Raw genomic sequence first — 24,642 nt, forward strand, 5'->3', positions numbered from 1 at the left:
ATCCTGCGCCCAAGCGCGCGACCTGTCCAGCGCCGCCGATACCCCCTTCCGCAGCCCCCGCAGCCCGGATATATGCGGCCCCATGACCGATCTTGATCTCATCCGCAATTTCTCCATCGTGGCGCATATCGACCACGGCAAATCCACGCTGGCCGACCGGCTGATCCAGATGACGGGGACGGTCGCTGAACGCGACATGAAGGCCCAGCTTCTGGACAGCATGGATATCGAGCGGGAACGCGGCATCACCATCAAGGCCAACACCGTGCGGATCGAGTATCCCGCCAAGGATGGCCGCAAATATGTACTGAACCTGATCGACACGCCGGGCCATGTCGACTTCGCCTATGAGGTCAGCCGGTCCATGCGCGCCGTCGAAGGCAGCCTGCTGGTGGTGGATGCCAGCCAGGGGGTCGAGGCGCAGACATTGGCCAATGTCTATCAGGCCATTGACGCCAACCACGAGATCGTGCCGGTCCTGAACAAGATCGACCTGCCGGCCGCCGAGCCTGAGCGCGTCAAGGAAAACATTGAAGACGTGATCGGCATAGACGCCAGCGATGCGATCCCGATTTCGGCAAAGACAGGCCTTGGTATCCCCGACGTGCTGGAGGCCATTGTCACCCGTCTGCCCGCCCCCAAGGGCGACCGCGACGCGCCGTTAAAGGCGATGCTGGTCGACAGCTGGTATGACGCCTATCTGGGCGTTGTCGTGATGATCCGGGTGATGGACGGCGTCATCCGCAAGGGCGACCGCATCAAGATGATGCAGACCGGGGCGATCTATGGCATCGACAAGCTGGCCGTGCTGCGCCCGCAGATGCAGGACATCGCCGAGTTGGGGCCGGGCGAGATCGGCGTCTTGACCGCATCCATCAAGCAGGTCCGCGACACTCGCGTGGGCGATACCATCACCCATGAGAGAAAGGGCGCCGACAAACCGCTGCCCGGTTTCAAACCTGCGCAACCGGTCGTTTTCTGCGGCCTGTTCCCGGTCGACGCCAATGACTTCGAGGCCCTGCGCGACGCCATAGAGAAACTGGCCCTGAACGATGCCAGCTTTTCCTACGAGATGGAGACCTCGGCCGCGCTTGGCTTTGGTTTCCGCTGCGGTTTTCTGGGCCTGCTGCACCTTGAGGTCGTCCGCGACCGGCTGGAACGCGAATACGATCTGGACCTGATCACGACGGCGCCGTCTGTGGTTTTCAAGCTGCATATGCGCGATGGCGAGGTCCGCGACCTGCACAACCCCGCCGATATGCCCGACCTGACCCATGTGGACCATATCGAAGAGCCGCGCATCAAGGCCACGATCATGGTCCCCGACGAATATCTGGGCGACGTGCTGAAACTGTGCCAGGACCGCCGCGGCATCCAGCTGGACCTGACCTATGCCGGCTCGCGCGCCATGGTCGTCTATGACCTGCCGCTGGCCGAGGTGGTGTTCGATTTCTACGACCGGCTGAAATCGGTGACCAAGGGCTATGCGTCCTTCGACTATCAACTGTCGGAATATCGCGAGGATCATCTGGTCAAGATGTCGATCCTTGTGAATGACGAGCCGGTGGATGCGCTGTCGATCATGGTCCACCGCGACCGGGCTGAATCGCGCGGCCGGGTGATGGTGGAAAAGCTGAAGGAACTGATCCCCCGGCACATGTTCAAGATCCCGATCCAGGCGGCGATTGGGTCCCGTGTCATAGCGCGGGAAACGCTGTCGGCGATGCGCAAGGACGTGACGGCCAAGTGCTATGGCGGGGATGCGACGCGGAAGAAGAAGCTGTTGGAGAAACAGAAGGCCGGCAAGAAGAAGATGCGCCAGTTCGGGAAGGTGGAGATCCCGCAGACCGCGTTTATTCAGGCGTTGAAGATGGACAGTTGAGGCGGCGTTTTCGCCTGACGAATCCGGCCCCGGTCAGCCGTAGGGTGCGTGCTTGCACGCACCATTCAACAACGCCACCCGCCAAGCGGTGCGTGTAAACACGCACCCTACGCCACCCACCCGGCGGCCTTGTCGCGATGAAACGACGAATACGGCCAATCCTCGGGCCGTGTGACGAACCCGTGCTTCACCGGGTTCCACCAACAGTAGCGCAGGTGTGCCGCAAGATCCGCCTCGTCGCGGATGTGATGCTCCCAAAACCGCCGCTGCCAGATGCCGCGCTCTTGCCGCAAGACGTGGCTGTCGCGCAAACGCCCCACCGGCAAGCCTCTTGAAAAGCGGGATTTGATCAACCGCCACCGGACCGAATAATCCGTATCGCCCTCGGGCAGCCGCCAGATGCAATGCAGATGATCCGGCAGCACCACCCAGGCCTCTGTCGCAAAGGCCCTTTTGGCCCGCGTCACCTGCACCGCTTGGCGCAGCCGGTCGATCTCGTCAACCAGCAGCCTGTCACCCCGTCGTGCCGATGCGACGGTGAAGAAGATCGGGACGCCGGGTAGGCGCGGGCGAAAATAGCGCGACATGGGCCATTATCCCGCAAGGCGGTTAAGAAATCATTGGCACCGCCGGCTGGTAAATTCGCCACCTGTTTACCGCCCGTTAACCCGGCTGCGCTATCACCGGGTCATGCGATATCTGATTCCCCTTCTTCTGTTTCTGGCCGCCTGCGAATCCCCGCATTACTCGATGATGGGTGCCACCAAGGGCGAGGTGACGCTGGATGGCATCCGTTTCGTCGTGTTCCACAAGGATGACCAGGCAGAGGTCTTGCGCATGGGCTATCTGACGCGGGCGCAGCGCGGGCCTGTTCCGGCCTTGATGGAACGGGCTGCCGCGCAGGTGACGGGATGCCGGGTGATCCCCAATTCGATGCGCACCCGTATTCCCGGCGATACCGGCGAGGCCACATTTGATCTGGATTGTTAACGCGCCAGGAAGGCCGCAACGGCCTCGGCCGTGGCCTCTGGTTTGTCGGCATGCAGCCAGTGACCTGCGCCCTCGACCCGCTGAAGCTGTGCCTGCGGGAACAGGCGCCGGATTTCGGCCTCGCCCGCCGCATCGACATAATCCGAATCGGCACCTGCAAGGAACAGGGCCGGCCCGGCAAATGTGCCGGGGGTGGCCAGTTCTGCCGGCCAGCCGACCAGCCGATCCATCTGGTCGCGCAGCACGCGCAGGTTCAGGGTCCAGCGGGGAGGCTGCGATTTAAGATCCAGCGATTGCAGGAAAAATGCCCGCAGGCTGGGGGCGTGCAGGATCTCGGACAGGCGTTTGTCAGCCTCGGACCGGCGATCCAGCCCGTCCAGATCCAGCGCCTCCATCGTGTCGATATAGCCTGACTGGCTGTGGCTATAGGACACCGGGGCGATGTCCATGATCACCAACCGTTCGACCAGTTCGGGACGGGACAGCGCCAGCAGCATCGAGGCCTTGCCGCCCATCGAATGCCCGACCACGTCCATTCGGCCTCCATGGGCCATTATCACCTCGGCCAGATCGGTGACCAGCGCGGGATAGCTGTGATCGTCGTCGTGAAAGCTTTCGCCATGATTGCGCATGTCGACGCTGATGACGGCGCGGCCCTGGGCCAGCCTGCGGGCAATGCCACCCAGATTGCGACCTTGTCCGAAAAGGCCATGAACCAGCAGGACTGGCGTGCCCGGACCCTCGCCGGTGGTGATCGTGTTCAGCATCTGATGCCTTTCATCCGTTCATGTCGTCAACAGGAATGCCGCGATCGCGGCCAGGGTGCCGGCGGGATCGCTGCGATGGGGGAAATGACCCTCACCTGGCAAAAGCCGCAATGTCACGGGGCCATTGGCAAGGGCGACGATGCGTTCGGGATGCGCGGGGCTGCCATAGCCATCGGCATCGCCATGGATGACCAGAACCGGACAGCGCAGCCGCGTCAGCGTTTCATCCAGCGACCAGGTGGCGAATTCTGGCGCCAGCCAGGTTTCGGTCCATGCCGACAGCACCCAATCCGCCTTTACGCCGTGATAGCGCGCCAACCCGTCAAGCCCACCGGGCCGCATGAAATCGCGGCGTGCGTCGCGGATACCCGACAGCGTCAGCGGCTCGGCAAAGGTCTGCGCCGCGATCGTCACCAGCGCCCGGCAGCGATCGGGCAGTGCGGCGGCGATGCCAAGCCCCATCCCGCCACCGACACTGTGGCCCAGCACCGCGAAGTCGCCGATCCCCAGCCCGTCCAGCAGATGCATGAAATCGCCCCTGGCCTCGCTGGTGATAAAGCTTAATGGGTCCAGCCGCCCCGGATGGGGATCCGAGCGGCCAAAACCCAACCGGTCATAGGCGATGACCCGACGCCCTGTTGCCTTCGCCAGGGCCACGGGAAAATCGCGCCACAGATCGACCGACCCAAGCGAATCGTGCATCAGGATCAGCGGCATGTCAGGCATATCGGGATCACCGGCCCATTCGCGCAGGAACAGGTTGCCGCGCGGGGTCTTGATCCAGCCTTCTGTCATGGTCATCGGCACCTCATTGCCCTGGCCAGCGGATCATGTTTTTCATCGGGCTTCAAGCTGGCGCAGCGCCGTGGCAGCCTTTATGCTGGCGGCCATGACACAGGCACAGACACCCGATGACATTCGCGACATGGCCGACGAAGTGGCACGGCTGATGGCGGAACGCTTTGGCGGCGCGCGGCGGGGCGAATTTCCCAGCCTGACCGACATGATACGCCGCCGGGGCGGCGCCTTGCCGCGGCGGCTGCGGGGGCAGGCGCGGGTGCTGGCCGAGGCGGATCAGCGCCTGTCGCAGCCCCGCGTGGCGCGTCAGATGGACATGTCGGCGCCGTCCTATGCCCATCGCGCGCTGACAGCCCATCTGCGCCCGCTTGGCGGGGTCAGCCGCTGGCAGAACCGGGCGGTGAACTTTGCGGCCTCGGTTGCATTCGGGCTGCTGGTTCTGGCGGCTGTGGTGATCTGGGTGATGGTGCGCCGCGGTCATCTATGACGGCCCGCGCAGCCAGCGTCACCGTGACAAAGCTGACGTAAAGCAGCAGATACCACGAGCCCACCTTGGCAAAGCTGACCATCTGCAACTCGTGCTGGCCGGCATAAAGCCAGGTGCCGGTGCGGGTGCCGACATTCTCGGCGATCCACAGAAACAGGCTGGACAGAAAGGCAGCCAGGACCAGCGGCATCCGATACCAGCGGCTGATACGGAACCAGACCCAGGTGCGCCCATAGATCGCCAGCGTCCCGGCAAACAGCAGCCAGCGAATATCGGGCAGATAGTGATGCGCGAAAAAGTTGACATAGATCGCCACCGCCAGCAGCACCGTCATCCAGAATGGCGGATAGGGGGTGAAACGCATGTCGAAGATGCGGATCGCGCGGGCCATGAACGAGCCAACGCTGGCATACATGAAGCCCGAGAACAGAGGCACGCCCATCAGCCGGAACAGCGCCGGCTCGGGATAGGTCCAGCTGCCGGCATAGGTCTTGAACAGCTCCATCGCGGTGCCGGTCAGGTGAAACAGCAGGATCACCCGCGCTTCGGCCCAGCTTTCCAGCCGAAAGATCAGGAACAGTGCCTGAATGGTGACGGCCAGCAGAAACAGCGCGTCATAGCGTTGCAGCGCCCAATCCGGCTGCCAGATCGCCTTGGTTCCAAGAATCGCGATCAGCAACAGCCCGCCGAACAGCGCCGCCCAGCCCATCTTCAGCGTGAACATGGCCAGATCGACAAGGCCGGCCGGCAACCGGGCACGCGCCCAATCGCCAAGCCGTCGTTCAAGCCGGCGGGTTGCGCCCCCGCCGGGTTGCTGATCGGTCGGTGTCGTCACATGCCCTCATACAGAGGAAAGCGCGCACAAAGGGCCGCGACCTCGGCCTTTACCTTTTCCTCGACCTCGGCATTGCCGCCATCGCCATTGGCGGCCAGCCCGTCGACGACCTCGACGATCCAGCGGGCGATCTGGCGGAATTCTTCCTCGCGGAAGCCGCGGGTCGTGCCGGCGGGCGTGCCAAGGCGGATGCCCGAGGTGACGAAGGGTTTTTCGGGGTCAAAGGGCACGCCGTTCTTGTTGCAGGTGATATGCGCACGGCCCAGTGCGGCCTCGGTCGCCTTGCCGGTGACGCCTTTCGGGCGCAGGTCGGCCAGCATCAGGTGGTTGTCGGTGCCGCCCGAGACGATGTCGATGCCGCCCTTCATCAGCTCATCCGCCATGGCGCGGGCGTTCTTGACGACCTGCGCGGCGTAATCCTTGAAATCGGGGCGCAGCGCCTCGCCAAAGGCCACGGCCTTGGCGGCGATCACATGCATCAGCGGGCCGCCCTGAAGGCCGGGGAACACGGCGCTGTTGATCTTCTTGGCGATATCGGCATCGTTGGTCAGCACCATGCCGCCGCGCGGGCCGCGCAGCGATTTATGCGTGGTGGTGGTCACGACATGGGCGTGGGGCAGGGGCGAGGGGTGCTGGCCACCCGCGACCAGACCGGCGATATGGGCCATGTCGACCATCAGATAGGCGCCGACCTCGTCTGCGATGGCCCGGAAGGCTGCCCAGTCCCAGACCCGGCTGTACGCGGTGCCGCCGGCAACAATCAGCTTGGGCTTGTTGGCGCGCGCCGACTCCGCGATCGCCTCCATATCCAGCAGCTGGTCCTGCTGGCGCACGCCATAGCTGACGACGTTGAACCACTTGCCCGACATGTTGACCGGCGAGCCATGGGTCAGGTGACCGCCCGAGTTCAGGTCGAGCCCCATGAAGGTATCGCCCGGTTGCAGCAGCGCCAGGAACACCGCCTGGTTCATCTGGCTGCCGCTGTTTGGCTGGACGTTTGCAAATTCACAGCCGAACAACTGCTTGGCGCGGTCAATGGCCAGGTCCTCGACGATGTCAACGAACTGGCAGCCGCCGTAATAGCGCTTGCCGGGATAGCCTTCGGCATATTTGTTCGTCAGCACGCTGCCCTGCGCTTCCAGAACGGCGCGGCTGACGATGTTTTCAGAGGCGATCAGCTCGATCTCGTCGCGCTGGCGACCCAGCTCTTGTCCGATGGCCTTGGCGACGGCGGGATCGCTGTTGGCAAGGGCGGCGGTGAAGAAGTCATGGGTCGGGTTTGTCATGGGCTGTCTCCGCAAGGGGCTGGTGCAGTCGGCGTCTCTTTAACCGACGAGCGGGGCGGCATAAACAGCGAATCCGACATTCACGGGCGGCAAGCGGCGCGCAAGGCGGCGCGCAAAGGGTCGCCACGTCAATGAACACGCTCTGACGGCAGGGTCTGGGCTATCAGCCAGCCGGCCATGACCCCCACAAGGATGGGCATCAGCGCCGTCCCCGAGGCCATGAAGATCAGGACAAGCAGCACCACCGCAGGCCGGTTCATCCCGACGGTGCAGCAGGCGGCCATTCCGGCGGCGGCGGCCACGCCCACATCCACGCCCGGCACGACGGCTGCCAGCGCGATTCCCGCGGCCGAGCCCGCCAGCGCCAGCGGCATGATCGGCCCGCCCAGCCAATGCGCCGACAGGCACAGCGCCAGCGCCAGCGCCTTCAGCACCGCCAGCCCGGCCAGATAGGCAACCCCAAGCGTCACGCCGGCCTCGGCCAGATTCGCCATCTCGTGCTGACCGTTGAAGCGCAGATCAGGGAAAATCGCGGCCAGCAGGGCAAAGATCGCACTGCCCACCAGCACCTGCACCCGGACATCGCGCGACAAGGCGGCCATCAAGCGCGCAAATCCGGCCGCGCCCAACACAAAGACGGTCCCCGCCAGCGACCCCGCCAGCCCGGCCAGAATGGCGGGGATCATGTGCATCGCCTCGAACCGTGGTGCGGGCGGCAAGGCCACCCGCAGCCCCGGCCCCTCGGGCAGCACCAGCCCGGCCAGCATCATGCCCCCCAGACCCGCAAGCGCAGCCAGCACCAGCAGCGGCCAGGGCGCATCAGGTTTGTCATTGGCATAGCTGGCCCCGCCGGGCGGCGAGCCATACAGCCCCCCCAGGGCCCCGGCCGCGCCGATCTGCCCGATCAGCCGCGCCTCTTGGACATCGCGGGCAATCCGGGCCGAGATCAGCGCCGACAACTCGGCCACGACGGCCAGAATGCCGGCCTCGGGACCGATTGCGCCGCCGAATCCGACCGATACGATCCCAAGCGCGGCCAGCATGCCGGCCTTGGCCATTCCGGTCTTTCTGCCGTCACGGCTGTCATCCAGCTGCGATTCCAGCGTCTCATGCGGCAACCGGATGCGCATGGCGGCGATCAGCACGGCCCCTGCCATGATTGTGACAGCGACCCGCAGCGCCGATGCCTCGCCCTGCCACAACAGCTGTTCCAGCAGATGCATCAGCCACAGCGTGACGGCGGTAACCATACCGGCTGCCAGCCCGAACAGAAGTGAGGTCAGAATCGGTCTTGGCATCGGGACACTCGTTGCAATGGGTTATGCGGCAACTATGGCAAAGATCTCGGGCAGTTGACATCCCCGCAGGGGCATCAGGGCTTGCCTTCCGGTGCGGCAGGCGAAAAGCTGGCATCGTTCGGCAAGGGGCGTGAAACAATGCGCAAACTCAGGTTCGTGGCAAGCGATACGCCGGTCGCGCAGCAGGCGCAGGCGGGGCTGATCGCACGCTATGGCCAGTCGCCGGTGGCCGAGGCAGATGTGATCGTGGCGCTTGGCGGCGACGGCCTGATGCTGACGACGCTGCACCAGAATACCGGCCTGCCGGTCTATGGCATGAACCGGGGCACCATCGGCTTTCTGATGAATGACTATGCCGAAGATGACCTGCCCGACCGCATCGCCGAGGCCGAACTGACCGTAACCAACCCGCTGGCCATGGTTGCGGGCGCGGCCGATGGCCACGAACATCGCGCCCTTGCCATAAACGAGGTCAGTCTGCTGCGCGCCGGCCCCCAGGCCGCCAAGCTGCGCATCAGCGTGAATGGCCGCGTGCGGATGGAGGAACTGGTCTGCGATGGCGCGCTGCTGTGCACGCCCGCCGGATCCACCGCCTATAACTACTCGGCCCACGGCCCGATCCTGCCGATGGGCTCGGACGTGCTGGCGCTGACGGCGATCGCGGCCTTCCGACCGCGCCGCTGGCGGGGCGCCATCCTGCCGAAATCGGGCACTGTCCGGTTTGATGTGCTGGAACCAGACAAACGCCCGGTCATGGCCGATGCCGACAGCCGCGGCGTCGATTCCGTTCACTGGGTCGAGATCAGATCAGAACCCGCCATCGAACACCGCATCCTGTTCGACCCCGGACATGGGCTGGAAGAACGCCTGACACGCGAACAATTCGTCTGACCGCCGGCCCTCGCTTTGATCCAAATATCCTCAGGGGGTGCGGGGGGCGAAGCGCCCCCGCCGCAACGCTGCCTCATTGCAGAAAGCACGCGCGCAGGCTACATGGCGCGGCATGGAAAACCGCCCCGACCTCCCGCCCGAAATCGCCCGCCGCCGGACCTTTGCGATCATCGCGCATCCCGACGCCGGCAAGACGACGCTGACCGAAAAGTTCCTGCTGTTCGGCGGCGCGATCCAGATGGCCGGTCAGGTCCGCGCCAAGGGCGAGGCGCGGCGCACGCGTTCGGACTTCATGAAGATGGAACAGGACCGGGGCATTTCGGTTTCCGCCTCGGCCATGTCCTTCGAATATGACGGGCACCGATTCAACCTGGTCGACACGCCGGGCCACAGCGATTTTTCCGAAGATACCTATCGCACGCTGACGGCGGTGGACGCGGCGATCATGGTGATCGACGGGGCGAAGGGCGTCGAATCCCAGACCCGCAAGCTGTTCGAGGTCTGCCGGTTGCGCGACCTGCCGATCCTGACCTTCTGCAACAAGATGGACCGCGAAAGCCGCGACACGTTCGAGATCATCGACGAGATTCAGGAAAATCTGGCCATCGACGTGTCACCCGCCAGCTGGCCCATCGGCATGGGTCGCGACTTTATCGGCGCCTATGATCTGTTGAATGACCGGCTGGAGATCATGGACCGCGCCGACCGCAACAAGGTGGCGGAAACGGTCCAGATCACCGGGCTGGACGATCCCAAGCTGGCCGACCACATCCCGGCGGAACAATTGGCCAAGCTGCGCGAGGAAATCGAAATGGCGCGCGAATTGCTGCCCGCCTTTGATCGGCAGGCCTTTTTGGAAGGCCATCTGACGCCAATCTGGTTCGGCAGCGCCATCAACAGTTTCGGCGTCAGGGAATTGATGAACGGCATCCGCAATTACGGCCCGACCCCGCAGCCGCAAAAGGCCGCCGAGCGTCAGATCAGCGCCGATGAAACCCCTGTCACCGGCTTTGTCTTCAAGGTGCAGGCGAACATGGACCCCAAGCACCGCGACCGCGTGGCTTTCGTGCGGCTGGCCAGCGGCCATTTCGAACGCGGCATGAAGCTGACCCATGTGCGTTCGAAGAAACCGATGGCCGTGACCAACCCGGTCCTGTTCCTCGCCGCCGACCGCGAACTGGCGGATGAGGCCTGGGCCGGCGACATCATCGGCATCCCCAACCACGGCCAGCTGCGCATCGGCGACGCGCTGACCGAGGGCGAGGGGCTGCGCTTCACCGGCATTCCCAGCTTCGCGCCGGAACTGCTGCAAACGGTCCGCTCGGGCGATCCGATGAAGGCCAAGCATCTGGAAAAGGCGCTGATGCAATTCGCCGAGGAAGGCGCGGCCAAGGTGTTCAAGCCGATGATCGGCTCGGGCTTTATCGTCGGCGTCGTCGGCGCCCTGCAATTCGAGGTTCTGGCCAGCCGGATCGAGATCGAATACGGCATCCCGGTGCGGTTCGAATCCTCGCAATTCACCAGCGCCCGTTGGGTCAGCGGGCCGCAGGACAAGCTGGATGCCTTTGCCAATCTGAACAAGCAGCATATGGCGACCGATCATGACGGCGATCCGGTCTATCTGACGCGGCTGCAATGGGATATCGACCGGGTGATCCGAGACTATCCCGACCTGAAGCTGACGGCGACGAAGGAAATGATGGTGTGAGCAAGCCGCGCACGGCGTCGGTCCTGATGGTAAGTTTGGCCCCTTGCGCGGCCGGGGTATGCTGATGGGAAATCGCGGCATCCTGCATGACGAAACCGGTCAGTTGACCGGCCGGAAATGGGCGCATCACCATTGGGTCAGCTGCGCGCTCAGCTTTAACGGACGTTCGCGGTCGGGGGTCGCTGATCGCGCCGGGCTGCTATACCGAACTGTTCTTTTATGACGAGGCGGTCTCTTTCGCGGCAGGGCATCGTCCCTGCCACACCTGCCGGCTCGAAAGATACCGGCAGTTCATGGACCTGTATCACCATCTGCACGGCACGACGAACCCAGAGCAGGTTGATCGCCACCTGAACGGCGAACGCTGTCGCAGGGGCCGACAGCCTGCCTGACGGTTGCTTCATACAGCATGACGGCGCGGCGATGCTGATTCTTGGGGACAGGGTCCTGCCTTGCGGGCCCGATGGATATGGTCCGCAACAGCCGCGCCCGACAGGGCCGGTCACCGTGCCGACCCCGGCTGCGCTGGTCAGGATGTTCGCCAATGGGCTGACGCCGGTGATCCATCCTTCCGTCAGCGGCCAGGCCTGATCAGCTGTTCAGGCAAAAGCCATCCCGTCGATCTTGTTCCCGGCCTCGTCCACGGCGTCGCACCAGACCAGGAATTCTTGCAGCCGGTGCTGGCCAAAGCTGTTGATCAGCGGCACATCGGTTGCGTCAAGGCCACGCGCCACCACCACCCGGCCGATGCGGGGCGCATTGTTGCGGGGGTCGAACGTATACCATTTGCCGCCCAGAAACACCTCGATCCAGGCCGAGAAATCCATCGGATGACCCGGATCGGGCACGCCGATATCGCCCAGATAGCCATTGACGTAGCGGGCGGGGATGTTCAGCGCGCGCAGGAAGGCCAGCGCCAGATGGGCGAAATCGCGGCAGACGCCGACACGTTCGACATTGGCCTCGGTCGCGGTGCGGGTGGCGCAGGCCTGCTGATAATCAAAGGTCAGCCGGGCATGGGCATAGTCCACGATATGCTGCACCCGACCCCAGCCAGAGGGAACCGCGCCGAACAGATCCCAGGCCTCCTGGCTGATCAGGTCGGTCTCGACATAGCGCGAGCCGCGCAGAAATGTCAGCACATCATCGGGCAGGGCCTCGACCGGCCATTCCGCCGCATCCTCGGCAACCTCGTCCTTCTGTCCGCTGTCGCGCAGGATCACGTCGCCGCGCAGGGTAAAGCGACCTGCCGGCGCGATCAGCCGGCGGCAGATATTGCCGTAAAGGTCGAAATAGCTGTGGATGGGCACCTGCGGATCGGTCTCGACCAGTTCGGGCCCGGTGAAATCGCCCTGCCGCGACACATGGGGCGCGACAAGGCAGATCAGGGGCGTGTCCCGCGCGGCCTCGATGGTGATCTGATGGCCGACGCGGATCAGCATCACACCACCGTCGCGTCCAGCGTGATCTCGGCGTTCATCAGCTTGGAAATCGGGCAACCCTTTTCCGCCTCCGAGGCCAGCGCCAGCATCTGATCGCGATCGCCATCGCCTGAAATCTGCGTGGTCAGATGCGCCTTGCTGACCTTGAAGCCGTCGCCCTCGCGGTCCAGCGTGATTTCAGATGTGGTCTGCACCGATGTATTGGTGATGCCCGCCTTCTCAAGCATGGCTGACAGCGCCATCGAAAAACAGGCGGCGTGGGCCGCGCCGACCAGTTCCTCGGGATTGGTTCCGGCGCCACCCTCGAACCGGGTGTTGAAGCCATAGGGCTGATCCTTCAGCACGCCTGACTGCGTCGACACCAGGCCCTTGCCCTGTTTCAGATTGCCGTCCCATTTGGCCGAGCCGCTTTTGGTGATCATTGCTGTCCTCCTTCGGATGAGTTGTGCATGATCAACGCGGCGCAGCGCCTATGGTTTCAGCCCGCAGAGACAGCATTTTCAGGAAACTGCCCCGCCGGGCGGCAGGATTGGCCCGCCCTGCCTTAACCGGGGCAGACCGCGGATGCCGAGATCAGCCCGTTGCCGAAAACCGGGTCGCGGCCGGGTGCCCCCAGATCGCGTGCGTCTCGTGACAGAATCCGCAGTGCCCCTTCGGTGGTCAGATCGGGCTGCTGTCCCCGCAGCATGGCGATGGTGGCGGTCACGAAGGGCACCGCGAATGAGGTGCCGGTCTTGGGCCGGATGCCGCTGATCGAGGCGGCGGTCCAGACATTGACGCCGGGTGCTGCCAGATCGACATGCCGGCCGGTGACGGCGCGGCGATAGACGTTCAGATCACTGTCCACCGCCGTCACCGCGATGACCGAGCCATAGGCGGCCGGAAACATCGGCCGCGCCTTGGATCCGGCATTGCCGACAGCGGCGACGACAATGACGTTCTGCTGGGCCGTCAACTGGTCGATCACCTCTTTCAGCGCGCTGTTCTGTGGCCCGGCCAGGCTGAGATTGATGATGTCGGCCCCGCGTTCGCCCAGTTGCGTCAGTCCCTTGATCAGGGTGAACACATCCGCACGTTCGTCCGTGCCGGCGCGGTAAAAGGCATCGACGGCAATCACCCGTGCCCCTGGCACCAGTCCGGGCGAGCGGCTGGCCGGATCGCCGACCAGAAGCGCCGTGACCGCCGTGCCATGGATCGCCTTCGAGGGCGGCAGCGCCTCGGGGGCGAGGCGGATCACATCCAGCCGCGCGGCCTCAAAGGTTTCATGCGCTTCGTTCAGCCCGGTGTCGATCACCCCGATGGTGACATCGCCAAGGCAGGCCATCGCACGTTGCGGATCTTGGGGCCAGCCGATCAGTTGCTGCTGGGCGCAATGATCGCCCGTGCAGGCAGGGTGGATCGGGGCGGCGGCCTCGATGATGGTGCCGGCCTGTTCACTGCGGTAATAATGGTTGAAATCGGCCTGCTGCCCGGTGGACAGGGCGCGCACGGCCTCGCGCGCTGCCTGCAAGGTGGTGTCGCGCGGAATGCGCAGCCGACGCGCGGTGCTGTCATCGGGACGTTGGTATTCCTCGATCAGCGTATAGCCCTGCGATAGCAATGACTGGTAGTCGTCATCCTCCAGCCGCGGGGCAACGATCTCGTCAGGCGCGCGATTGGGGCGCGGGGTGCGGCGGACGCGGGGTGCCTGACGGACCGGCGCGCGACGAAGCACGGGGCGGTCATCGTCGTCATCATCATCGTCGTCGTCATCGTCGTCGTCATCATCGGCCAGCGCAGCGGTGATCAGCAATCCGTTGCCGCCATCGGTCAATGGCGTCAGCCCGCCGATCAGCAAGCCCAGAATCAACCATAACTTGCAAAGTCTTTTCAGCATCTTACTATACCCATCCGTCGCGCATCACCTGTGTGCGCCACCCAGTCAACGATGCGGCGCGAGTATTATTCCGCCATTTTACAGCATGATGCGGCCTGACACCAATGAGCGACACGTTCAGCGACGACCTGATCGACTTTCTGCCGAACCTCAAACGCTATGCGATGTCGCTGTGCCGCCGGCCCGATCTGGCCGATGATCTGGTGCAAACCACGGTCGAGCGCGCCTTTCGCAACCGCGACAGTTTCGATCCGGCGACCAAAATGCAGGCCTGGTTGCTGCGGATCCTGCGCAATGCCTGGATCGACATGACCCGGCGCGACAAGACGCGGGGCACGCAGCTGCCGATAGATGATGCCCCCGCCCTTGCCGGCGATGACGGGCCGCGCGTGGTCGAGGGGCGGTTGATGCTGGATCAGACGCGGCAGGCCATTGACCGGCTGAGCGGTGATCAGCGCGATGTGCTTATCCTGGTCTGCATGCAAGAGGTGACCTATCAGGAAGCCGCCGATATTCTTGAGATACCGATCGGCACCGTCATGAGTCGACTGGCACGCGCCAGAAAGGCGCTGGCGGCTGATCTGAATCTGGATGGCTGGGAATAAGGTGCCCCGTCATGCGTTGTCGCAGCGCCGGAACAAGGAACTGACTGCAAATGACCGACAGCCCGCCAAGCGACGAAATCCTGATGGCCTATGCCGATGGCATGCTTGACCCTGCCGAGGCCGCAAGGGTCGAGGCCGCGCTGGCCCGCGATCCCGATCTGCTGCGGCGGGTCGAGGCGTTTCGCGAAACCGGCCGCCGCCTGAAGGCGCTGGCGCAGGCTCAGGATGACAGCGTGCCCGATACATTGATCGCGCGGGTGCGCGAACTGGCGGCGCAGGCGGGCGATGCCGCGCCGGCCGAGGCCGCACCCATCATCGACCTTGCCGCGCACAGGCAGGCGCAGGATCGCTTGTCTCGGGATGACGCCGGGCCTGCGGCGGCGCGGCGGGTGCCGATCTGGCAATTGCCGCTGGCGGCCAGCATCTTTCTGGCGCTTGGTCTGTGGGCCGGGGTCAGCTTTGGCCCGCAACAGGCCGTCGAGGGACCGGGCGCGTCGCAACTGGCGGTTCTAGATAGTGCTGAATTGGATCAGGCGCTGCAAGACCTGCCATCGGGCGAGCGTCAGGCGATGGCAGGCGGAGGCGAGCTGGCGGCCATCGCCAGCTTTACCGATCAGGACGGGCGGCTGTGCCGTGAATTTGAACTGAATCACCCCGACCGGCAAACCATTGTTTCGGTCACCTGCTATCAGGCCGGGGGCGAAACCCCGGCATGGTCGACGCAACTGGCGATCCTTGCCGCACCCGGCAGCGATACCGGCTATGCCCCGGCCTCGTCACTGGACACGCTGGACGCCTATCTGAATGCGGTCGGCGCGGGCGCCCCGCTGTCGGACGAGGATGAGGCCGCCGCGCTTGCGGCGCTGCACTGATGCGCCCCTAGCAGCACAGCCTGCGCCATTCGGCAATGGCAAAGCGATCGGTCATGCCGGCGACATAGTCCAGCACCAGCCGCGCGCGCTCGGTTTCGTCGGTAACCGTGCGGGCAGCCTCGCCCCAGCTTTCCGGCATCTGGGCGGGGTCGTTCAGAAACAGCGGGAACAGGTCGTTCAGGATAGAGGTCACCTGCGCGCGTTCCTCGACCACGGCCGGCGCGCGATACATGCGGGTGAACAGAAACGACTTGATCGCCTTGATGTTCTGATAAAGCGGCTTGGAAAAGCGGATGATCGGCCCATCCATGTCGCGGATCTCCTGCGCTGAACGCGGCTGCAATCCCGTCAGCCGGTTCTGGGCGACGGCGATTACATCCTCGACCATGACGCCAAAGACCCGGCGCAGGGCCTCGTGCCGGCGGCGCATCGGGGGCAGGCCTGGATGCAGCTGGTCGACCTCGTCAAAGGCCGGGCCGATCACCGGCAATTCGCGCAGCTCATCCTCGGTGAACAGGTCGGCGCGCAGCCCGTCATGCAGATCGTGATGGTTATAGGCCACGTCATCGGCCACGGCGGCGACCTGCGCTTCGGCGCTGGCATTGGTGTGCAGTTCCAGATCCCACTGGGCGTTGACCTCGGCCAGGGCATAGGGCAGGGGCGCGGCCACCGGGCCGTTATGCTTGGCGATGCCTTCCAGCGTTTCCCAGGTCAGGTTCAGCCCGTCGAAATCGGCATAATGGCGTTCAAGGCGAGTGACGATCCGCAGGGCCTGGGCATTGTGATCGAACCCGCCATAGGGCGCCATCAGGGCGGCCAGCGCGTCTTCGCCGGTATGGCCGAAAGGCGGGTGGCCAAGATCATGGGCCAGGGCCACCGCCTCGGCCAGATCGGTGTTCAGATCCAGCGCGCCGGCGATGGTGCGGGCGACCTGGGCCACCTCGATGGTGTGGGTCAGGCGGGTGCGGAAGTAATCGCCGCGGTAATCGTCGCCGTCCTGCTCGACGAAAACCTGGGTCTTGTGTTTCAGCCGCCGGAAGGCGCTGGAATGGATGATGCGGTCTCGATCACGCTGCCAGGGGCTGCGAAAGGTCGACATGCGTTCGGTCCACAGGCGGCCGCGGCTGTCATCCGGCTGGCAGGCATAAGGGGCGGTCATCGTGCTTCCTTGCGGGGCGTTCGGCGGAACCCTATATTCGGTCGGTAAGGACGAAAACGGGAACAGCTCATGAACCTGCCTCCGAAAGTGACGGACCGCGCCTTTGCCCGGCTGGCCGAGATCAACGATGGTGCGGCGGCGCGGCCGCTGCGTGTCGCGGTGTCGGGTGGCGGCTGTTCGGGGTTCCAGTATGACATCCGGCTGGACGATGCCGAGGCGGATGACCTGGTGCTGGAAGGCGGGGGCCAGCAGGTCGTCGTCGATCCGGTCTCGTTGCCATTTCTGGCCGGCGCGGTGATCGACTTTGCCGACGAGTTGATCGGCGCGCGCTTTGTGATCGAGAACCCCAACGCGACCTCCAGCTGCGGCTGCGGAACGTCCTTCTCGGTCTGATCGGCCGGGTTCTCAGTCGCAGAATATGGATCGGGTTTTCAGGGTCCGGTGCAGATAGCGCCATGCGCGGCGCGGCACTTCGGGCGTCGCGGGCACGGCTGCAAGCGGGGGCGCCTGGATGTCGGCGGTGTCTCCGGCGGGCCGGTATTCACGGTTTTCGCCATTCCAGTCGGCAATCTGGCAGATGACCTGCGGGGCAAGGCCGGAAATGGCGGTCTTGCCGGCATCCTCGATCAGCGTGATCACATGGCCGTTGCGCCTGTTCCCGCCGGTGATCGAAAAGATCAGCGGCTGGCTTAGCCGATTGACGTTCGTGTCTGGGCCGAACAGGGCGCTTTCGTCCTGCCATGTTTCGCCGGTCGCCAGGTCGATCTGCCACTCGCCCGGAGGCACCAGCAACCGGAAGAAATCGCCCCCCCGGACAAAGCCCGCGACCAGCGGGTCCGCACTGCCCGGCCGGGTCAGGAAAACCACCAGATCGCGGCCGGGCGGGCTGCGGATCTGCAAGGGCAGGGTGGCGGGCAGGCCGCTGCGGTTCCACATCAGCCCGGCCGGCGGGCGGTCCTGTGCCCGAGCCGCAACCGGCACCAGCATCGTGGTCAGCAGCAGGACCAGGGCGAGGATCAGGCGCATCCGGTTTCGTTCCCTTTCCTGCCCAGTCTAGCCGCATTCGCGCAAAGCGTCAGCCGCTGTTGCCAATTGGCGCGACCTTGCTAAAACTGCGGGCATGAAAATCGCAAGCTTCAACATCAACGGGGTCAAGGCACGGATCGAGGCCCTGACCGCATGGCTGTCGGAATCGGATGCCGATCTGGTCGTGTTGCAGGAAATAAAATCCGTCGACGAAGGATTTCCGCGCAGCCATTTCGAGGATCTGGGATGGACCGTCGAAACCCATGGGCAAAAGGGCTTCAACGGCGTCGCGATCCTGTCGAAACTGCCGTTGGAGGATGTCACGCGCGGGCTGCCGGGCGACGACGGCGACGAACAGGCCCGCTATATCGAGGCGACGGTGATTGGCGCGCGCGCGGTGCGCATCGCGGGGCTTTATCTGCCCAATGGCAACCCTGCGCCGGGGCCGAAATACGATTACAAGCTGGCCTGGATGGCGCGGCTGCGAGCACGGGCAGCCGAATTGCTGGCGGCCGAGATCCCGGTGGTGATGCTGGGCGACTATAACGTCATCCCCGAGGCGCGCGATGCGGCGCGGCCCGAATTGTGGGTCGATGATGCACTGTTTCGGCCCGAAAGCCGGGCGGCGCTGCGCCGGATCGCGCATCAGGGTTGGTCCGATGCGCTGCGGCTGGCCGATCCCTTCGGCACGCGCGGGCCTTTCACCTTCTGGGACTATCAGGCCGGTGCCTGGCAGAAGGACAATGGCATTCGCATCGACCACCTTCTGCTAAGCCCAGAAGCCAGCGATCTGGTCGAGGAAACCGGCATCGACCGTCAGGCGCGGGCGGGCGACAAGCCAAGCGATCATGTGCCGGTCTGGGTGCGGCTGGCAGCCTGATTGGCCCCGCTGATCGGCCCCACTGATCGGAATGTGATTCGCGATGACCACCCTGGTGCTGGCATTTGCCGGATCGCTCGTCCAGAAGGGCAGAGTGAGAGATATTCGTCATATCATCCTGTCCTTGCTGCTGATTCTGGCCGTTCTGCCTTGGGGCGCTTATGCGCGGGCCAGCGGTATGGCGGCAGCTGTCGGCGCCTCGGTCGCGATGCGGGGTGCCGGGCAGGCCGTCACCTATGTCCAGCCCGCGCCGGCAAAGCCCAGGCCCGTATTTGTCGCGCCGCCTCGGCGTTGCCACGGACCGGCCATACCCGGCTTTATCTGCCTCGGCGACGGGCTTGTGCTGGGTGGGGCGGTGGTCACTGCGCGGCATGTCACGGCCGCGCCCTTTCGGCCGGGTGCGGATTGGCAAGGGCGAGAAGTATCCGTGTCAGCCATGCTGGATCCTCCGATACGGGGCTGATCATAGGAATGCCCGCCGCCGCGCCCTGACGAAAGCGGGTGCGGCGCGCAGCCCATCACCCCAGAGGATGACCCATGCTGACCCGACGCCTTTTCGTGGCCGCTGCACCGGCAGCCGCCCTTGCCGCCTGTTCGCGCCCCATGAGCCCTGACACCATGTCCACGCCCGCAGCGCCCGCCGATGCGATCACTGCGCCGGCGGTGCCGATCCCGCCGATGCCCGCCCGCTATGGCGCCATTTCAGGCGAGCCGCATCCCGTCCCTGCCGTGCCCGAGGGCGTGGTGCCCCCCGAGCTGTGGCGGCAAGAGATCGCCAATCCCTATCCCGACCGCAATCCGACCGACATCGTCGTTGATCCGGATGCGGCTTTTCTGTTCCTGATCCTGCCCGAGGGCCGGGCGCTGCGCTATGGCGTCAGCGTCGGGCGGGCGGGCTTTGCCTGGGCGGGCGAGTCGGTGGTGCAGTTCACCCGCAGCTGGCCGCGCTGGAAAGTGCCCGACACGATGATCGCCCGGCAGCCCGAGCTGGCGCCCTATTCGGTGAACAATGGCGGCATGGCCGGTGGGCCGGGCAACCCGCTTGGCGCGCGGGCGCTGTATCTGTTCCAGGACGGGGTGGATACGCTGTATCGCATTCATGGCGGCAGCGAGCCTGAATATCTGGGCAAGGCCGTGTCGTCAGGCTGTATCCGCATGCTGGATCAGGACGCCATCGACCTGGAACAGCGTGTGCGCCATCACGCGCGGGTCCTGGTGCTGCCATCCTTCGACAATGGCAATCGGACCTTCATCTACTAGCACCGGCTGAGCCAACAGGCCAAATCGAAACGGGCAGGCGCGATGTCGCACCTGCCCGTCCTGTCTGTCCTGCCCGGTCAAAAAGGGCCGGGCCTAGCCGTCATCCTCGTCGCCGTCATCGCCAAAGCGGGCGTCATCGTCATATTCATCCTCGCCATCGGACACGTATTTCGAACTGAGCGCGATCGAGTGATTGTCGTGGATCGGGTCCATGACCACGTCTGACGGGATTTCGCCGGTCAGCCAGTCCCGGATTTCTTCCAGCGCCTCGCGCGGGTCCTGCTCGGTGATTTGGGCGATATAGGTGATAAAGGCCCGCTGGTCGCCGTCGATCTCGTCAAGCTCGGCTTCATCGGCCTCGGGCCATTTGTCCTGGATCGCCTCGTAGAAGGCCGGCCAGTTATCAGCGACATGATGCCATTTCATCAGTAACCCCCAGACGTTCCCCCTTGGACCGAACGGGCGGCGCCGGTGATGTCCTCGCCCACGCCCGCGATCGTGTTGCAGCCTGCCAGCGCAAAGCCGGCCAGAACAGCGAATATAACCTGTCTCATCATTCCATCTCCTTCCACCAGACTTCAGGAAGGAAACCCGGCCAGTCGCCGTAAACCGGCGTGATTTCAGGATAATGCAGGCTGGCGTCATGCGCCAGCCGTGAAATCGGCGAATAGCTGACCGGGATGACATAGCGCCCGGCGGTCAGCACCCGGTCCAGCGCCTGAACGGCGGCGTTGAAATCCTCGGGGGTGGCCGCGTTCAGCATTTCGGCGATCATAGCTTCGGCCGCGGCGCTGTTCATGCCCATCAGGTTGCGGCTGCCAGGTTCCGTCACGCCGGCCGATCCCCAATACAGCATCAGTTCGTTGCCCGGCGACAGCGAAAGCGCGCGTTCATACCAGGTCATGTCGAAATCATAGCGGTTGGTCCGGTCGATATATTGCGCCGAATCCAGCAGCGTAACCTGTGGCATGATCCCCAGATTGCGCAGCGCCTCGATATAGATGTCGACCATCTGCTGCATCTCGGATGCCGGCCGCATGGCGCTGCCCGACTGGTTCAGCAGCACCTCGAACCGGAACGGCCGGCCTTGCGCATTCTTCAGCGCGCCGTCCTGCACTGTCCAGCCGGCCTCTTCCAGCAGCTTCAGCGCAACGCGCAGGCCGCGCCGGTCAAACGCCTTTTCGGACCCCTCTGGCAGCGTATAGCCCTCGATCGCGCCGGGTGGCAGATCGGCGGCGAAAGGGGTCAGCAATTCCTTGACCCGGCCTTCGGCGGGACCGGGCCGCATGGCCAGATCCGAGTTCGAGAAATACGAGGTGATGCGCGGCTCGGTCCCGCCGTTCAGGGTGTTGTTGATGAACTGAAAGTTGAACGCCTCGATCAGGGCCTGCCGCACACGCCAATCGGCGAAGATCGGGTTGCGGGTGTTCATCACCAACCCCATGATCCCCGAGGGGCGGCTGTTGCCGATCTCGGATTTCTTGATCTCACCCGACTGGACGCGGGGAAAATTGTATTCGGTCGCCCATTTCACCGGCGAGAGTTCGCGCCAGACATCGACCTCGCCGGCGCGGAAAGCCTCGAACATGGCATTGGCGTCGCCGAAATAGTCAAAGCGGATCGTGTCGAAATTGTTGCGCCCTGCATTCACCGGCAGGTCGTTGCCCCAGTAGTCGGGATTGCGGCGAAAGGTGATCTGGCGGCCGGCATCGACCTTGTCGACGACATAGGGGCCGGAACCGATGGGAACCTCCAGCCCGGATTCGGTGAAATCCTTGCCTTCCCATTGCGCCTTTTTCAGGATCGGGCGCATGCCCATCAGCAGCGGCAACTCGCGGTCCTGGGTGTTGAAACTGATCCGAACCGAGCGTTCGCCGGTCTGTTCGATGCCCTCGACCTTTCCCCAGGCCCCCAGATAACGCGGATGCCCCTGGGTGCCGAGCGTTTCATAGGACCAGATCACATCCTCGACGGTGACCGGGCTGCCATCGGAAAATTTGGCCTCGGGGCGCAGGGTGAATTCGATCCAGGCGCGGCTTTCATCGGTTTCGACGGATTCCGCCAGCAGGCCATAAAGGGTGAACGGCTCGTCTATACTGCGATACATCAGTGACTCGGTCACCAGGCCCATGGTGCCGTAAAAGACCGGATTACCCTTCATCACCCAGGGTTTCAGCGAATCGAATCCCCCCGGTTCGGCAAAGCGAATCGCACCGCCCTTGGGCGCGTCTGCCCTGGCATAAGGCAGTGATGTAAAGCCTTCGGAAAGCGCAGGTTTTCCATACATTGCAATGCCATGGCTGGGTTCGGCAAGGCTTGCCAGAGGCATTGCTGCAACAGTCCCGCCAAGGGCTAAACTCACGAAAAAAGCCGATTTGATCGCGGAATCGTTAGGGATTTTGAAGAATCGCATGGGTCGTCGCCTGCTCGTTTTTGCTTTGCCTTTGATTTCAATCGTCAGAGCGGGGCAGCGTCAACCAAGCTGGAAACTTCTACCTTGGACTCCGGCAGGCAATCGCGTATAAATGACTTACTGCTCGATAGGTTTCTTGCCTGTATGAAACCTGCCTCATGACTTGCGCCCGCCTTGTGCGGGCGCTTTTTTTGTTGAGCGTTTCCACATTGAAGCCGGGGATTGCGGATGCCGGGCCCGGGGGCGCGGGCATCCCAAGTTTCATGCTGCGCCGGCCGGCTGGCTTGACTATGCTGCACCCGCAAACGCGACGATCTGGAGAATCCCATGTTTGACACTTTCCTCAAGGGCAAGACGGCCGTTGTCACCGGCTCTAATTCCGGCATCGGGCTGGGGGTTGCCACCGAACTGGCGCGGGCTGGCTGCAATGTCGTGCTGAACAGCTTTACCGATCGGGACGAAGATCACGCGCTGGCCGCAGCATTGGGCAAGGAACATGGCGTGAGCGCACGCTATATCCGTGCCGACATGTCCAAGGGCGAGGACTGCCGGGCGCTGATCGAGCAGGCGGGTGCCTGCGACATTCTGGTGAACAACGCGGGCATCCAGCATGTCGCGCCGATCCCGGATTTCCCGGTCGATAAATGGGATGCGATCATCGCCATCAACCTGACATCGGCTTTCCACACCACCGCCGCTGCGCTGCCGGTGATGCGCAAGGCGGGCTGGGGGCGGGTGGTGAATATCGCCTCGGCCCATGGTCTGACGGCCAGCCCGTTCAAATCGGCCTATGTCGCGGCCAAGCATGGCGTGGTCGGGCTGACCAAGGTGACGGCGCTGGAAACCGCGGAAGAGCCGATCACCTGCAACGCCATCTGTCCGGGCTATGTGCTGACGCCGCTGGTCGAGGCGCAGATCCCCGACACGATGAAGGAATACAAGATGACCCGCGAAGAGGTGGTGCGCAACGTGCTGCTGACGCGCCAGCCGTCAAAGCAATTCGCCACGGTCGAGGAAATCGGCGGCACTACGGTGTTCCTGTGCAGCAATGCGGCCGCGCAGATCACCGGGACGACGATTTCCGTCGATGGCGGCTGGACAGCGCTGTAACGGCCAATGTTCCTGCTTGCCGGGGGCGAGGGTGCCTCCGGCGGGGATATTTGGGCACGGCTGATGGGGGCGTGGCGTATGGGCCGCGCCCTTTGCTGTTTCAGGATTTTTCGGCCTCGGCCAGGATGAACTGCCGGAAGGCGCGGATCGCCGGGCGGCTGCGGCGGGATTCGGGATAGGCCAGCCAATAGGCCAGGCCGTTGGTTGCCGTCAGCGGGAATGGCTGGACCAGGCTGCCCGTGGCCAGTTCATAGCGAAAGAAGCGCGGCGTCAGCATGGCGACGCCCTGGCCGGCAATGGCGGCGCGGGCCTCGTGGATCTGGGTGCCCAGATCGGGGGTGTGGCGTTCATGGCAGATGCAGCCAGCGACACCCGCCTGTTGCATCCACAGCGCCCAATTTGGATCCTGGGTGTCGATCCAGGGCAGGTCGTGCAGCTGTTCGGGGCGGGTCAATGGCCCGTCTGGCAGCAATGTGGGTGACAGCATCGGTGTCACCTCGTAATCGAACAGCCGATGCGTGGCCAGGCCTGGCCAGTTTCCGTCGCCATGGCGGATGGCGATGTCGAAATCCTCGCGGTTGAAGTCGATCAGCCGGTCGCTGGCATCCAGCCGCAGGGTCAGGTCCGGGTGTTCCATCTGAAACCGGCCCATCCGTTCCGCCAGCCAGTTCCCCGACAGCGTCACCGGCGTTGTGACCGACAGCGTGGTGGCGCGGCCAAGTGGGTCGGCATAGGCCGCGCGCAGCAGATCAAAGGCCTGGCTGGTTGGGCCGGCCAGCCTTGCGCCAAGCGCCGTCAGTTCCAGCGCGCGGGGTTTGCGCAGAAACAGCGCGGCGCCAAGGCGTTCTTCCAGCAACTTGATCTGATAGCTGACCCCGGCCTGGGTCATGCCCAATTCATCCGCCGCACGTGTGAAGGACAGGTGGCGGGCGGCGGATTCAAAGGCTCGGATGGCGGCGAGCGGGGGGATATTCATAAGTTTGGCTTATGGATGGGTGCGTGAGCTTTGTTGGTCATTAGCCGCGAAATATAGCACCACTGAAATACGGATCAACCA

The 24,642-nt window shown here is 64.2% G+C and carries 27 protein-coding genes; 12 read left to right on the forward strand and 15 right to left on the reverse strand.

Going from position 1 to position 24,642, the window contains the following annotated elements; all coding sequences use genetic code 11:
- Positions 1-82 precede the first annotated feature (82 nt).
- On the forward strand, positions 83-1,882 hold the full coding sequence (lepA, locus tag FNJ84_RS06310) for a translation elongation factor 4 (protein ID WP_143792160.1): 1,800 nt from the start codon (positions 83-85) through the stop codon (positions 1,880-1,882).
- A gap of 107 nt (positions 1,883-1,989) precedes the next feature.
- Here the strand turns inward: lepA and FNJ84_RS06315 are convergent, their stop codons facing one another.
- Entirely contained in the window at positions 1,990-2,469 is a 480-nt protein-coding gene (locus FNJ84_RS06315) for a transposase (RefSeq protein ID WP_143792161.1), read from the reverse strand.
- A gap of 103 nt (positions 2,470-2,572) precedes the next feature.
- On the opposite strand from FNJ84_RS06315, the gene FNJ84_RS06320 reads away from it, so the two are divergent.
- Positions 2,573-2,872 carry a hypothetical protein gene (locus FNJ84_RS06320; protein ID WP_143792162.1) on the forward strand — a complete coding sequence of 100 codons (300 nt, stop codon included), beginning with the start codon at positions 2,573-2,575 and terminating at the stop codon, positions 2,870-2,872.
- Here the strand turns inward: FNJ84_RS06320 and FNJ84_RS06325 are convergent.
- A complete protein-coding gene (locus tag FNJ84_RS06325; RefSeq protein WP_143792163.1) occupies positions 2,869-3,639 on the reverse strand; it encodes an alpha/beta fold hydrolase in 771 nt (256 codons plus the stop codon). The genes FNJ84_RS06320 and FNJ84_RS06325 overlap by 4 nt on opposite strands.
- Before the next feature lie 18 nt (positions 3,640-3,657).
- A complete protein-coding gene (locus tag FNJ84_RS06330; protein ID WP_143792164.1) occupies positions 3,658-4,440 on the reverse strand; it encodes an alpha/beta fold hydrolase in 783 nt (260 codons plus the stop codon).
- An 88-nt stretch (positions 4,441-4,528) separates the two neighbouring features.
- Between FNJ84_RS06330 and FNJ84_RS06335 the strand changes: the two genes are divergently transcribed.
- On the forward strand, positions 4,529-4,924 hold the full coding sequence (locus FNJ84_RS06335; protein WP_143792165.1) for a hypothetical protein: 396 nt from the start codon (positions 4,529-4,531) through the stop codon (positions 4,922-4,924).
- Here the strand turns inward: FNJ84_RS06335 and FNJ84_RS06340 are convergent.
- From FNJ84_RS06340 to FNJ84_RS06350, 3 genes are all read right to left on the reverse strand, one after another.
- Positions 4,815-5,759 (reverse strand): DUF817 domain-containing protein, encoded by a 945-nt coding sequence (locus FNJ84_RS06340; protein WP_363323843.1) that lies wholly within the window; start codon positions 5,757-5,759, stop codon positions 4,815-4,817. The two genes, FNJ84_RS06335 and FNJ84_RS06340, sit on opposite strands and share 110 nt — an antisense overlap.
- A complete protein-coding gene (gene glyA, locus FNJ84_RS06345) occupies positions 5,756-7,045 on the reverse strand; it encodes a serine hydroxymethyltransferase (RefSeq protein WP_143792166.1) in 1,290 nt (429 codons plus the stop codon). Before glyA ends, FNJ84_RS06340 begins: the two co-directional genes overlap by 4 nt.
- A gap of 128 nt (positions 7,046-7,173) precedes the next feature.
- Positions 7,174-8,343: a chloride channel protein gene (locus tag FNJ84_RS06350; RefSeq protein WP_143792167.1), complete on the reverse strand. Its 1,170-nt coding sequence runs from the start codon at positions 8,341-8,343 to the stop codon at positions 7,174-7,176.
- Between the two features lie 138 nt (positions 8,344-8,481).
- Here FNJ84_RS06350 and FNJ84_RS06355 point away from each other — a divergent pair, with 138 nt between their 5' ends.
- Positions 8,482-9,234 carry an NAD kinase gene (locus FNJ84_RS06355; protein WP_143792168.1) on the forward strand — a complete coding sequence of 251 codons (753 nt, stop codon included), beginning with the start codon at positions 8,482-8,484 and terminating at the stop codon, positions 9,232-9,234.
- A 112-nt stretch (positions 9,235-9,346) separates the two neighbouring features.
- Positions 9,347-10,942 carry a peptide chain release factor 3 gene (locus FNJ84_RS06360; protein ID WP_143792169.1) on the forward strand — a complete coding sequence of 532 codons (1,596 nt, stop codon included), beginning with the start codon at positions 9,347-9,349 and terminating at the stop codon, positions 10,940-10,942.
- A 599-nt stretch (positions 10,943-11,541) separates the two neighbouring features.
- On the opposite strand, the gene FNJ84_RS06370 is transcribed toward FNJ84_RS06360, so the two are convergent.
- From FNJ84_RS06370 to FNJ84_RS06380, 3 genes are all read right to left on the reverse strand, one after another.
- Complete coding sequence (locus FNJ84_RS06370; RefSeq protein ID WP_143792170.1) at positions 11,542-12,384, reverse strand: transglutaminase family protein; 843 nt, start codon at positions 12,382-12,384, stop codon at positions 11,542-11,544.
- Entirely contained in the window at positions 12,384-12,806 is a 423-nt protein-coding gene (locus FNJ84_RS06375; protein ID WP_185968443.1) for an OsmC family protein, read from the reverse strand. The genes FNJ84_RS06370 and FNJ84_RS06375 overlap by 1 nt, the downstream gene beginning before the upstream one ends.
- Before the next feature lie 122 nt (positions 12,807-12,928).
- Positions 12,929-14,260: a S8 family serine peptidase gene (locus tag FNJ84_RS06380; RefSeq protein ID WP_143792171.1), complete on the reverse strand. Its 1,332-nt coding sequence runs from the start codon at positions 14,258-14,260 to the stop codon at positions 12,929-12,931.
- Between the two features lie 104 nt (positions 14,261-14,364).
- Between FNJ84_RS06380 and FNJ84_RS06385 the strand changes: the two genes are divergently transcribed.
- Both FNJ84_RS06385 and FNJ84_RS06390 read left to right on the forward strand, forming a co-directional pair.
- Entirely contained in the window at positions 14,365-14,865 is a 501-nt protein-coding gene (locus FNJ84_RS06385; protein WP_143792172.1) for an RNA polymerase sigma factor, read from the forward strand.
- 50 nt (positions 14,866-14,915) lie between these two features.
- Positions 14,916-15,737, forward strand: a complete 822-nt coding sequence (locus tag FNJ84_RS06390) for a zf-HC2 domain-containing protein (protein ID WP_143792173.1) — start codon at positions 14,916-14,918, stop codon at positions 15,735-15,737.
- A gap of 7 nt (positions 15,738-15,744) precedes the next feature.
- Here FNJ84_RS06390 and FNJ84_RS06395 read toward each other — a convergent pair whose 3' ends face one another.
- A complete protein-coding gene (locus FNJ84_RS06395; protein WP_143792174.1) occupies positions 15,745-16,896 on the reverse strand; it encodes a deoxyguanosinetriphosphate triphosphohydrolase in 1,152 nt (383 codons plus the stop codon).
- Positions 16,897-16,965: 69 nt separating this feature from the next.
- Between FNJ84_RS06395 and FNJ84_RS06400 the strand changes: the two genes are divergently transcribed.
- The gene (locus tag FNJ84_RS06400) at positions 16,966-17,289 is read left to right on the forward strand and encodes an iron-sulfur cluster assembly accessory protein (RefSeq protein WP_143792175.1); all 324 of its coding nucleotides are present in this window, start codon (positions 16,966-16,968) and stop codon (positions 17,287-17,289) included.
- 12 nt (positions 17,290-17,301) lie between these two features.
- Here FNJ84_RS06400 and FNJ84_RS06405 read toward each other — a convergent pair whose 3' ends face one another.
- Positions 17,302-17,922: a hypothetical protein gene (locus tag FNJ84_RS06405; protein ID WP_143792176.1), complete on the reverse strand. Its 621-nt coding sequence runs from the start codon at positions 17,920-17,922 to the stop codon at positions 17,302-17,304.
- 94 nt (positions 17,923-18,016) lie between these two features.
- On the opposite strand from FNJ84_RS06405, the gene xth reads away from it, so the two are divergent.
- From xth to FNJ84_RS06420, 3 genes are all read left to right on the forward strand, one after another.
- Positions 18,017-18,802 (forward strand): exodeoxyribonuclease III, encoded by a 786-nt coding sequence (gene xth, locus FNJ84_RS06410; RefSeq protein WP_143792177.1) that lies wholly within the window; start codon positions 18,017-18,019, stop codon positions 18,800-18,802.
- A 94-nt stretch (positions 18,803-18,896) separates the two neighbouring features.
- On the forward strand, positions 18,897-19,265 hold the full coding sequence (locus FNJ84_RS06415) for a hypothetical protein (RefSeq protein WP_143792178.1): 369 nt from the start codon (positions 18,897-18,899) through the stop codon (positions 19,263-19,265).
- Positions 19,266-19,339: 74 nt separating this feature from the next.
- The gene (locus tag FNJ84_RS06420; protein WP_143792179.1) at positions 19,340-20,062 is read left to right on the forward strand and encodes a L,D-transpeptidase; all 723 of its coding nucleotides are present in this window, start codon (positions 19,340-19,342) and stop codon (positions 20,060-20,062) included.
- A gap of 93 nt (positions 20,063-20,155) precedes the next feature.
- Here the strand turns inward: FNJ84_RS06420 and FNJ84_RS06425 are convergent, their stop codons facing one another.
- Genes FNJ84_RS06425 through FNJ84_RS06430 form a run of 3 tightly spaced genes read right to left on the reverse strand, consistent with a single transcriptional unit; the run spans position 20,156 to position 22,475 of the window.
- Positions 20,156-20,488 (reverse strand): hypothetical protein, encoded by a 333-nt coding sequence (locus FNJ84_RS06425; RefSeq protein WP_143792180.1) that lies wholly within the window; start codon positions 20,486-20,488, stop codon positions 20,156-20,158.
- The gene (locus FNJ84_RS22335) at positions 20,488-20,616 is read right to left on the reverse strand and encodes a hypothetical protein (protein ID WP_363323845.1); all 129 of its coding nucleotides are present in this window, start codon (positions 20,614-20,616) and stop codon (positions 20,488-20,490) included. The genes FNJ84_RS06425 and FNJ84_RS22335 overlap by 1 nt, the downstream gene beginning before the upstream one ends.
- The gene (locus FNJ84_RS06430) at positions 20,616-22,475 is read right to left on the reverse strand and encodes an extracellular solute-binding protein (protein WP_143792181.1); all 1,860 of its coding nucleotides are present in this window, start codon (positions 22,473-22,475) and stop codon (positions 20,616-20,618) included. Before FNJ84_RS06430 ends, FNJ84_RS22335 begins: the two co-directional genes overlap by 1 nt.
- Before the next feature lie 327 nt (positions 22,476-22,802).
- Here FNJ84_RS06430 and FNJ84_RS06435 point away from each other — a divergent pair, with 327 nt between their 5' ends.
- The gene (locus tag FNJ84_RS06435) at positions 22,803-23,585 is read left to right on the forward strand and encodes a 3-hydroxybutyrate dehydrogenase (RefSeq protein WP_143792182.1); all 783 of its coding nucleotides are present in this window, start codon (positions 22,803-22,805) and stop codon (positions 23,583-23,585) included.
- Between the two features lie 100 nt (positions 23,586-23,685).
- Here the strand turns inward: FNJ84_RS06435 and FNJ84_RS06440 are convergent, their stop codons facing one another.
- Positions 23,686-24,561 carry a LysR substrate-binding domain-containing protein gene (locus tag FNJ84_RS06440; protein ID WP_143792183.1) on the reverse strand — a complete coding sequence of 292 codons (876 nt, stop codon included), beginning with the start codon at positions 24,559-24,561 and terminating at the stop codon, positions 23,686-23,688.
- Positions 24,562-24,642 lie beyond the last annotated feature (81 nt).

The organism is Paracoccus sp. M683 (assembly GCF_007096355.1).
GTDB lineage: Bacteria > Pseudomonadota > Alphaproteobacteria > Rhodobacterales > Rhodobacteraceae > Paracoccus.

Excerpts from the sequence above, each read along its gene's own strand:
- FNJ84_RS06400 (WP_143792175.1), top strand. The coding sequence starts at position 16,966 with ATGAACCTGCCTCCGAAAGTGACGGACCGCGCCTTTGCCCGGCTGGCC.
- FNJ84_RS06380 (WP_143792171.1), bottom strand. The coding sequence starts at position 14,260 with ATGCTGAAAAGACTTTGCAAGTTATGGTTGATTCTGGGCTTGCTGATC.
- FNJ84_RS22335 (WP_363323845.1), bottom strand. The coding sequence starts at position 20,616 with ATGAGACAGGTTATATTCGCTGTTCTGGCCGGCTTTGCGCTGGCAGGC.
- FNJ84_RS06360 (WP_143792169.1), top strand. The coding sequence starts at position 9,347 with ATGGAAAACCGCCCCGACCTCCCGCCCGAAATCGCCCGCCGCCGGACC.
- FNJ84_RS06405 (WP_143792176.1), bottom strand. The coding sequence starts at position 17,922 with ATGCGCCTGATCCTCGCCCTGGTCCTGCTGCTGACCACGATGCTGGTG.
- FNJ84_RS06355 (WP_143792168.1), top strand. The coding sequence starts at position 8,482 with ATGCGCAAACTCAGGTTCGTGGCAAGCGATACGCCGGTCGCGCAGCAG.
- FNJ84_RS06420 (WP_143792179.1), top strand. The coding sequence starts at position 19,340 with ATGCTGACCCGACGCCTTTTCGTGGCCGCTGCACCGGCAGCCGCCCTT.
- FNJ84_RS06385 (WP_143792172.1), top strand. The coding sequence starts at position 14,365 with ATGAGCGACACGTTCAGCGACGACCTGATCGACTTTCTGCCGAACCTC.
- FNJ84_RS06350 (WP_143792167.1), bottom strand. The coding sequence starts at position 8,343 with ATGCCAAGACCGATTCTGACCTCACTTCTGTTCGGGCTGGCAGCCGGT.
- FNJ84_RS06390 (WP_143792173.1), top strand. The coding sequence starts at position 14,916 with ATGACCGACAGCCCGCCAAGCGACGAAATCCTGATGGCCTATGCCGAT.
- FNJ84_RS06435 (WP_143792182.1), top strand. The coding sequence starts at position 22,803 with ATGTTTGACACTTTCCTCAAGGGCAAGACGGCCGTTGTCACCGGCTCT.
- FNJ84_RS06330 (WP_143792164.1), bottom strand. The coding sequence starts at position 4,440 with ATGACCATGACAGAAGGCTGGATCAAGACCCCGCGCGGCAACCTGTTC.
- FNJ84_RS06315 (WP_143792161.1), bottom strand. The coding sequence starts at position 2,469 with ATGTCGCGCTATTTTCGCCCGCGCCTACCCGGCGTCCCGATCTTCTTC.
- FNJ84_RS06430 (WP_143792181.1), bottom strand. The coding sequence starts at position 22,475 with ATGCGATTCTTCAAAATCCCTAACGATTCCGCGATCAAATCGGCTTTT.
- FNJ84_RS06370 (WP_143792170.1), bottom strand. The coding sequence starts at position 12,384 with ATGCTGATCCGCGTCGGCCATCAGATCACCATCGAGGCCGCGCGGGAC.
- FNJ84_RS06375 (WP_185968443.1), bottom strand. The coding sequence starts at position 12,806 with ATGATCACCAAAAGCGGCTCGGCCAAATGGGACGGCAATCTGAAACAG.
- FNJ84_RS06425 (WP_143792180.1), bottom strand. The coding sequence starts at position 20,488 with ATGAAATGGCATCATGTCGCTGATAACTGGCCGGCCTTCTACGAGGCG.
- xth (WP_143792177.1), top strand. The coding sequence starts at position 18,017 with ATGAAAATCGCAAGCTTCAACATCAACGGGGTCAAGGCACGGATCGAG.
- FNJ84_RS06335 (WP_143792165.1), top strand. The coding sequence starts at position 4,529 with ATGACACAGGCACAGACACCCGATGACATTCGCGACATGGCCGACGAA.
- FNJ84_RS06440 (WP_143792183.1), bottom strand. The coding sequence starts at position 24,561 with ATGAATATCCCCCCGCTCGCCGCCATCCGAGCCTTTGAATCCGCCGCC.
- glyA (WP_143792166.1), bottom strand. The coding sequence starts at position 7,045 with ATGACAAACCCGACCCATGACTTCTTCACCGCCGCCCTTGCCAACAGC.
- FNJ84_RS06395 (WP_143792174.1), bottom strand. The coding sequence starts at position 16,896 with ATGACCGCCCCTTATGCCTGCCAGCCGGATGACAGCCGCGGCCGCCTG.
- FNJ84_RS06325 (WP_143792163.1), bottom strand. The coding sequence starts at position 3,639 with ATGCTGAACACGATCACCACCGGCGAGGGTCCGGGCACGCCAGTCCTG.
- FNJ84_RS06320 (WP_143792162.1), top strand. The coding sequence starts at position 2,573 with ATGCGATATCTGATTCCCCTTCTTCTGTTTCTGGCCGCCTGCGAATCC.
- lepA (WP_143792160.1), top strand. The coding sequence starts at position 83 with ATGACCGATCTTGATCTCATCCGCAATTTCTCCATCGTGGCGCATATC.